The following is a 7,847-nucleotide window of genomic DNA, read 5'->3' on the forward strand; positions in this document are numbered from 1 at the left end:
CACCGCATCGCCATGTCGATGGCGGTCGCGGGCCTCGCCAGCCGCGCGGGCGTCGAAGTGGACGACGTGCGCCCGATCGCCACCAGCTTCCCGGTGTTCGAGGCGATGCTGGAGGGCCTGACCGCATGATCATCGCCGTCGACGGACCGACCGCCTCGGGCAAGGGCACGATCGCCAAGGCACTGGCCGCGCACTTCCACTTGCCGCATCTCGACACCGGGCTGCTCTACCGCGCGGTGGGCCACCAGTGCGCGTTGAGCGGCGGCAATCCGGACGATCCGGCCGACGCGCTAGCCGCCTGCACTTTCGCGCCCGAACTGCTGGCCGACCCGGAACTGCGCTCCGAGGCGACCGGCGGCCTCGCCAGCCGCGTCTCGATCCACCCCGCCGTGCGCCAGGCCCTGTTCGAGCGCCAGCGCAGCTTCGCTACCCAGCCCGGCGGCGCCGTGCTCGACGGGCGTGACATCGGCACCGTCATCGCGCCGGAGGCTACAGCCAAGCTCTTCGTCGTCGCCTCGGTGGAGGCCCGCGCGCAGCGGCGCTTCCTTGAGATGCAGGCGCATGGCCGCGACGCTTCGCTGGAAGAGATCGCCGCCGACCTCGCCGCCCGCGACGCCCGCGACAAGGGCCGCAAGGATGCGCCGCTGGTCGCCGCCGCCGATGCGCTGCTGATCGACACCTCCACCCTCAAGCGCGAGGAAGCAATCGCCGCCGCCATCGCCGCCGTGGACGCGCTCGTTCAGTCGGCCTGAGCGAGCCGCCTTTCGATTGCCCCGCGCAGTTCGAGCCGCCTGCCGAAGTGGAACACCGCCTCGGCCAGCACGAACAGCGGGCCGATCAGCAGACCGCGCACGTCGTCGAGGAAAGCGGGCTCGCGCCCCTCCCACTTGTGGCCGAGCAGCTGGAACAGCCAGCCCACCACGAACAGGCTTAACCCCCAGCCCAGCCAGGTCGCGGTATCCTGCTCGGCCAGCTTGCCGCCGATCACCTTCCCCACCGCAAGCACCGCCGCCATGCCGCAGGCCAGCCTGCGGTCCAGCGTGAAGTAGAAGCAGCACACCGCGACGATGGCGAAGTCGACGGCTGCAAGGCAGATTCCGGCGATCTCGATCCGGGGCCGCGCCAGCAGCACCTCGACCGCCAGCACGATCATCGGAATGCCGATCATGTGCGTCATGACATTGCGCCGGTCGCGGTGATACGCCGCATATTGCGCCAGATGGCACACGAGCCGTTCGGACATCTCTTTTCTCCCGAACGACATGATAGCGGCATGAAAAAATTCAGCCAGCGATGTTGGCGGCCCCATTGCGCGAGAAACGGAATTGCCCGCCCTGCCCGTGAGCGCCGCTCCTGATCGAGTGAAACCACGCCTTCGGGAAACCTTGTAATATCTCCAGCGAATAGCCATGTATTCGCCACGCTGTTGCAATTTATTTCGTCGCAACCCTGTCCAGCGGTGTCTCTTCACGATCAAAAATACTTTTCGATCGGCTTTCCTGAGACAGGAAACGTTGCCGCCATTGCCTGGATTTTGACAGCCAGTCACGCGCGGCTCGAAATGGACAACCGCATGATTGCTTATTTCCTGCTCGTTCACCGCTATCCGGCGCAGTTCAAGCGGCTCTTCGAAGCCATCTATCAAGCGGGAAATCAATACGTCATCCATGTCGACAAAAGCTCAGGCGAGGCCCTTGCGAATGACATTGCGTCCTTTCTGCAGCCCTACCAAGGGGTGGCGATCCTCGACCCGCAAAATGCGCTGTGGGGTGGCTACAGCCTCGTCGATGCGGAACTGCGCGGAATGGCTCGTCTCCTCGAAATGGACGGTCGCTGGACACATTACATAAACCTGTCCGGCCAGGACTTTCCTCTCAAAAGCCAGAACTACATCCGTCAATTCTTTGCAGCCAATCCGGGCAGGCAGTTCATCCGCGCGCTCGATCAGCGCCAGGAACGGCCCGACACCCTGAATCGCATCAGCCATCGGTTCACCGAAGAGCATGGCAAGCTGACGCCGGGAGCCGCCCGCCCCTACCCCGCGGGCAGCACCCCCTTCATCGGCACTCAGTGGAAGGCCGTGACCCGCGGCTTCTGCGAATATGCCTGCCATGATCGGCGAGCCGACCCGTTTAAAACATTCTATCGCAACAGTTTTATCGCGGACGAAGCCTTCTTCCAGACCGTGATGATGAACGGCGGCGACCACGGCATCGTCATGAACGACGATCTGCGGATGATAGAATGGGTCCCCGATGGCGACATCAAGCTGCGCCCGCGCAATTACGACGAACGCGACATCGACCGCTTGCAGGCAAGCCCAGACCTGTTCGCGCGCAAGTTCGACGCGGAGACCGACACCACGATTCTCTCGCTGCTCGAACGCCATCTGTACTCGGAAGCGGCAAATATCTACCGTCCGGCGGCCGCATTTTCGAGCCTGCCGGACGTCGTCGCCGCCTGACGGCGCGCTCCATCGAACCAGCACAGGAAGAACGAACATGGCCAAGTCGCAGAAAAAATCGAACCGCAAAGTCCGCAAGCCCAAGGCGGCAAAGCCGAAGACCAACGCATCGAAGCCGACCGAAAAGCCGGGCGTGGTCGCCGGTCTTCAAAACATGAAGCGCTAAGGGAGCAACAAAATGCGCATGTCAGCAACTTTCTGCAGAGAGCAAGAAGCGCTGCAGCGCGCGAAAGCCCTCAGCGAGCCGCTCGAAAACCGCCGGGGTATCGCGATGGCTGCAGCGAAAGCCTGGGAGGCAGAAGCCATCTCGGCCGAAAAACGCGATGCCAAACTGACCCCGCTCGACAAGCTCGATACTGCCATCGTCCTGCAGTTCGCGCTCGAAGCCGACGAGGTCGGTGAAGGCCAGCACATAGGTCCCGGACACGTGTGACGCCGCCGCTTGCGCACCGTGGTCGTTGCGGGGCCGTCGATGTCACGGGAAATGCCAAATCCCTTGCATTTCCGCCCCCTCGCGCGTAATGGCCCCGGGTCCCGAAAGGCATCTGCCTCAGGGGCGCCGCGAACGGCATCCGGCCGCCGCGGCAGTTCGGCCCCTTTGGCCCGTTTTCCTGCATGGTGCAGGCAGCGGAGAAAAGACCGGCGGATACAACCGCCAGGCCGGAAAAATCGAACGAAGGAAATGTGTTGATGGCATCTGTTGCCAATCCGACCCGCGACGATTTCGCGAAGATGCTCGACGAGCAGCTCGGCGGCGTCGCTGACGACGGCTTCGAAGGCCGCGTCGTCAAGGGCACTGTCACCGCGATCGAGAACGACAAGGCCGTCATCGACGTGGGCCTCAAGAGCGAAGGCCGCGTGTCGCTGCGCGAGTTCGCTCGTGGCGAAGACGACCACGGCCTGAAGGTCGGTGACGAAGTCGAAGTCTACGTCGACCGCGTCGAGAACGCCGACGGCGAAGCGATGCTGTCGCGCGACCGTGCACGCCGCGAAGCCGCCTGGGACAAGCTGGAAAGCGAGTTCGGCGAAGGCAAGCGCGTCGAAGGCGTGATCTTCGGCCGCGTCAAGGGCGGCTTCACCGTCGACCTCGACGGCGCCGTTGCATTCCTCCCCGGCTCGCAGGTTGACATCCGCCCCGTGCGCGACGTCACCCCGCTGATGGACGTGCCGCAGCCCTTCCAGATCCTCAAGATGGACCGTCGCCGTGGCAACATCGTCGTGTCGCGCCGCGCCGTGCTCGAAGAGACCCGCGCCGAACAGCGCAGCGAGCTGATCGACAAGCTGAGCGAAGGCCAGGTCATCGACGGCGTCGTCAAGAACATCACCGACTACGGTGCGTTCGTTGACCTCGGCGGCATCGACGGCCTGCTCCATGTCACCGACATGAGCTACAAGCGCGTCAACCACCCGAGCGAAGTGATCGCCATCGGCGACACCGTGAAGGTGCAGATCATCCGCATCAACAGCGAAACCCAGCGCATCAGCCTCGGCATGAAGCAGCTGGAAAGCGATCCGTGGGAAGGCGCTGGCGTCAAGTACCCGGTCGGCGCGAAGCTGCAGGGCACGGTCACCAACATCACCGAATACGGCGCCTTCGTGGAGCTGGAAGCCGGGATCGAGGGCCTCGTCCACGTTTCGGAAATGTCCTGGACCAAGAAGAACGTCCACCCGGGCAAGATCGTCTCGACCTCGCAGGAAGTCGAAGTGGTCGTTCTCGAAGTCGATTCGGACAAGCGCCGCATCTCGCTCGGCCTGAAGCAGGCCCAGCAGAACCCCTGGGAAGCGTTCGCAGAGCGTCACCCGGTCGGCTCGCAGGTCGAAGGCGAAGTCAAGAACGCGACCGAATTCGGTCTGTTCATCGGCCTCGATGGCGATGTGGACGGCATGGTCCACATGTCGGACATCGCATGGGGCATCTCGGGCGAAGACGCGCTGGCTCTGCACCGCAAGGGCGAGCAGGTCTCGGCCGTGGTTCTCGACGTCGATGTCGAGAAGGAGCGCATCTCGCTCGGCATGAAGCAGCTTGAGCGTGGTGCTCCGGCTGCCGGCGGCACCGGTTCCTCGGCTGAGGGCAACCTGCGCCGTGGTCAGGTCGTCACCGTCACCGTTCTCGAAGTTCGCGACGGCGGCCTGGAAGTCCAGGCTGGCGACGATGGAGCCACCGGCTTCATCAAGCGTTCGGACCTCGGCCGCGACCGCGACGAGCAGCGCCCCGACCGCTTCCAGGTCGGCCAGAAGCTCGACGCCATGGTCACCGGTTTCGACCGTTCCAAGAAGCCGAACTTCTCGGTCAAGGCCCGCCAGCTGGCCGAAGAGAAGGAAGCAGTCGAGCAGTACGGTTCGTCGGACTCGGGCGCTTCGCTCGGCGACATCCTCGGCGAGGCCCTGAAGGCGCGTTCGTAAGAACGGTCTTCGGCTTCATCGAAGCTGAAACAGTGAAAGCCCGCCCGGAGCGATCCGGGCGGGCTTTTGCTTTTGGGGAACCGCGATGCCCCGCCCGCTTTGTTCCTGCGAGCCGGGCAAGGATCGAAAACCATGCAAGCCACTCCCTTCCTCATGTTCCAGGGCGATGCGCAGGAAGCGTTGATCCTGTGGAAGCGTGCGTTTCCCGATCACATCAAGGTTACGGAACTGGAGCGCCACTCCGGCGGCGAGGCGCATGGCAAGCTCTCCTCCGCGCGCTTCACGCTCGGCGGCACCGAGTGGCGGGTGTTCGACAGCCCGATCCCGCACGCCTTCACCTTCACCCCCGCGACCTCGATCTTCGTCGATTGCGAGGACGAGGCGCAGCTTCGCCACGCCGCGAAAGTCCTGGGCGAAGGCGGCAAGGTGATGATGCCGCTGGACGGCTACGAGTTCGCGGCTCTGTTCACGTGGCTCAGCGATGTGCACGGCGTCAGTTGGCAGCTCTCCCTGCCCTTTCCAGAGCCCGACTGAGGACCTACATCGCTCTCGCAAGGATAGCCCTCGCAAGGAGAGTGCCATGCTCGAAGTCCACCAGTTCCCCTGCCTGTCCGACAACTACGGCTACCTGCTGCACGATCCGGTGAGCCAGGAAACCGTCTGCATCGACACCCCTGACGCCGATGAATATCTGCGACAGGCGGGCCGGAAGGGCTGGCAGATCACCCAGATCTGGAACACCCACTGGCACCCGGATCACGCAGGCGGCAATGCCGCGATCAAGGCGGTCACCGGCTGCCGGGTAACCGCTCCGGCCGGGGACGCGGGCAAGATCGAGGCGGTCGATCGCACTGTCGGTCAGGGCGACATCGTCACCATCGGCGACCGGCAGGCTTTCGTGATCGACGTCGGCGGGCATACCAATGGCCACATCGCCTACCACTTGCCCGGATCATGCATCGCCTTCGTCGGCGACGCCCTGTTCGCGCTCGGCTGCGGCCGGATGTTCGAAGGCAACCCCGAGCAGTTCTGGGCGTCGCTCAAGCGCCTCAAGGCCCTGCCCGGCGAGACGATGATCTACTGCGCGCACGAATATACGGCGTCAAACGCCCGCTTCGCGCTCCATGCCGATCCCGACAACGCCGACCTCCAGGCCTACGCCGAGGAAATCACCCGCCGCCGCGACAAGGGCCTGCCGACGGTGCCGACCAAGCTGGAGCGGGAACTGCGTACCAATCCCTTCCTGCGCGCCGACGACCCCGCCCTCCAGAAGCGCTGGGAACATTCCGGCGACGCGGTGGCGACGTTCGCAGCGCTGCGCAGTGCGAAGGATTCGTTCTGACCGTGCTGAAAAGCGTCGCCGCCGCGCTCATGGCCCTGCCGCTCGCTTCCTCGCCTGCTCTCGCCGCCGAAGTCATCGTATCGCCCACGCCGCTACCGTCCTCGCATGACCGGCCGCGCGTATTCCTCGGCGGCAGCATCGAGATGGGCGTCGCGCGGGACTGGCAGGCGGACCTGATCGCCGCGCTCGCCGACCAGCCCGCGATCCTCCTCAACCCGCGCCGCCCGGACTGGGACCCTGCGTGGAAACCCGTGGCCGAAGAGCCGCATTTCCGCCAGCAGGTCGAATGGGAGCTTTCCGCGCTCGACAGCGCGGACGTGATCGTCATGTACCTCGCACCCGGCACGCAGAGCCCGATCAGCCTGCTCGAACTGGGCCTTCACGGGCGCAGCGGCAGGATCGTGCTGCTGTGCCCCGACGGCTTCTGGCGCAAGGGTAACGTCGACATCACCGCCGAGCGTTACGGCATCACCCGGGTCGCGGCCTTCGAGGACCTCGTCTCCGAAGTCCGCGCCCGGTTGAAGCGCTGGAAAGCGGAATAGCCCTTCAGGTCTCCGGGAAGGAGAGTGTCTTGTTCAGCCGCTCGATCACTTCGTCGAGCGGCTCCACCACGGTGACCGAACGCCCTTCGCCGAAACGGATGCGGGTGCCTTCGGTCACCTGGGACACGAATGTCACCTGCGAGGCGTTGATGGCGGTCGCGGTACGGTCTGCCCCGGTTAGCTTCACGAACATATGACACCTCTCCTGCTTATTATTGGACAGCCAGACTAGTGCGGGATCATCCTTCGCGAAAGAGGGCTTTGCGAGACTGTCGGCGATACAAGACCTGACGCCCCAGCAATGAATGCGACACGTTCCAGCCATATCGCCGCGCCATGATTTCGCGCCTCGCCCACCTCGCCCTGACCGCTGCCGCCGTGTTGACCTCCAGTTCCGTTCACGCGGAAACGACACAGGACGAGCAGGCCTGGATCAATCTCACGGCGATGGGACCGATTTCCGGCGACGTGGTCTATTTCGCCGAATTCCAGCCCCGCATCGGCGACGGCATCTCGCGCCTCGACGCCCTGCTGCTGCGCGGAGCGGTGGGGGTTAAGCTCTCGTCCTCGGCCACTCTGTACCAAGGCTACGCGCATATCGTGTCGCCCGTCGACGGCGGCCGCGACATCAACGAGGAGCGCAGCTTTCAGCAGTTGAACCTCGCCCTCGGCAAGCCTTTCGGCGGCGAGTTGTCCTCACGCACGCGGCTGGAGCAGCGCTGGCGCTCTGACGGCAGCGACGTGGGCTGGCGACTGCGTGAGATGATTCGCTATGAACATCCGCTCAAGTCGGGCAGCGATGCGGTGAATGCGCTGGTCTATGCCGAAGGTTTCGTGGCGCTCAACGACACCGACTGGGGCGCACGCAGCGGCTTCGACCAACTGCGCAGCTTCGTCGGTGCGGAAGTGGGCCTTCCCGGCGCCTCGACGCTGGAACTGGGCTATCTGAATCAGACCATCGATCAGACCCGCGGACGCACGCGGATGAACCACGTGGCGTCCGTGACGCTGTTCTACCGGCACTAATATCCTCCCTGTCGCGAAGCGATGGGGAGGTGGCAGTCCGCAGGGCTGACGGAGGGGGGGGGGGGGGGGG

General features: G+C 64.5%; 12 protein-coding genes. 10 read left to right on the forward strand and 2 right to left on the reverse strand.

Going from position 1 to position 7,847, the window contains the following annotated elements; translation table 11 throughout:
* Both ACYPYD_RS13995 and ACYPYD_RS14000 read left to right on the forward strand, forming a co-directional pair.
* A partial coding sequence (locus ACYPYD_RS13995) for a hypothetical protein (RefSeq protein WP_459663745.1) occupies positions 1–129 on the forward strand: 129 nt, incomplete at its 5' end.
* Entirely contained in the window at positions 126–752 is a 627-nt protein-coding gene (locus tag ACYPYD_RS14000; RefSeq protein WP_459663722.1) for a (d)CMP kinase, read from the forward strand. The genes ACYPYD_RS13995 and ACYPYD_RS14000, both read left to right, overlap by 4 nt.
* Here ACYPYD_RS14000 and ACYPYD_RS14005 read toward each other — a convergent pair.
* Positions 740–1,243: an Mpo1 family 2-hydroxy fatty acid dioxygenase gene (locus ACYPYD_RS14005; protein WP_459663724.1), complete on the reverse strand. Its 504-nt coding sequence runs from the start codon at positions 1,241–1,243 to the stop codon at positions 740–742. The two genes, ACYPYD_RS14000 and ACYPYD_RS14005, sit on opposite strands and share 13 nt — an antisense overlap.
* 183 nt (positions 1,244–1,426) lie before the next feature.
* Here ACYPYD_RS14005 and ACYPYD_RS14010 point away from each other — a divergent pair, with 183 nt between their 5' ends.
* The 7 genes from ACYPYD_RS14010 to ACYPYD_RS14040 all read left to right on the forward strand — a co-directional run bounded on the left by ACYPYD_RS14010 (position 1,427) and on the right by ACYPYD_RS14040 (position 6,751).
* On the forward strand, positions 1,427–2,464 hold the full coding sequence (locus tag ACYPYD_RS14010) for a beta-1,6-N-acetylglucosaminyltransferase (protein WP_459663725.1): 1,038 nt from the start codon (positions 1,427–1,429) through the stop codon (positions 2,462–2,464).
* A gap of 37 nt (positions 2,465–2,501) precedes the next feature.
* A complete protein-coding gene (locus ACYPYD_RS14015; protein WP_459663726.1) occupies positions 2,502–2,630 on the forward strand; it encodes a hypothetical protein in 129 nt (42 codons plus the stop codon).
* A gap of 12 nt (positions 2,631–2,642) precedes the next feature.
* Positions 2,643–2,897, forward strand: coding sequence for a hypothetical protein (locus ACYPYD_RS14020; protein WP_008829089.1), 255 nt, complete (start codon positions 2,643–2,645; stop codon positions 2,895–2,897).
* 257 nt (positions 2,898–3,154) lie between these two features.
* Positions 3,155–4,867 carry a 30S ribosomal protein S1 gene (gene rpsA / locus ACYPYD_RS14025; protein ID WP_008829090.1) on the forward strand — a complete coding sequence of 571 codons (1,713 nt, stop codon included), beginning with the start codon at positions 3,155–3,157 and terminating at the stop codon, positions 4,865–4,867.
* Between the two features lie 132 nt (positions 4,868–4,999).
* Positions 5,000–5,401, forward strand: coding sequence for a VOC family protein (locus ACYPYD_RS14030; RefSeq protein WP_008829091.1), 402 nt, complete (start codon positions 5,000–5,002; stop codon positions 5,399–5,401).
* 46 nt (positions 5,402–5,447) lie between these two features.
* On the forward strand, positions 5,448–6,209 hold the full coding sequence (gene gloB, locus ACYPYD_RS14035; RefSeq protein WP_008829092.1) for a hydroxyacylglutathione hydrolase: 762 nt from the start codon (positions 5,448–5,450) through the stop codon (positions 6,207–6,209).
* A 2-nt stretch (positions 6,210–6,211) separates the two neighbouring features.
* Positions 6,212–6,751 (forward strand): nucleoside 2-deoxyribosyltransferase domain-containing protein, encoded by a 540-nt coding sequence (locus ACYPYD_RS14040; RefSeq protein WP_069707460.1) that lies wholly within the window; start codon positions 6,212–6,214, stop codon positions 6,749–6,751.
* Between the two features lie 4 nt (positions 6,752–6,755).
* Here the strand turns inward: ACYPYD_RS14040 and ACYPYD_RS14045 are convergent, their stop codons facing one another.
* Entirely contained in the window at positions 6,756–6,944 is a 189-nt protein-coding gene (locus ACYPYD_RS14045; RefSeq protein WP_008829093.1) for a hypothetical protein, read from the reverse strand.
* 143 nt (positions 6,945–7,087) lie between these two features.
* Between ACYPYD_RS14045 and ACYPYD_RS14050 the strand changes: the two genes are divergently transcribed.
* The gene (locus ACYPYD_RS14050; protein WP_008829094.1) at positions 7,088–7,777 is read left to right on the forward strand and encodes a DUF2490 domain-containing protein; all 690 of its coding nucleotides are present in this window, start codon (positions 7,088–7,090) and stop codon (positions 7,775–7,777) included.
* Positions 7,778–7,847: the final 70 nt, after the last annotated feature.

This window comes from Novosphingobium sp. 11B (assembly GCF_054589055.1).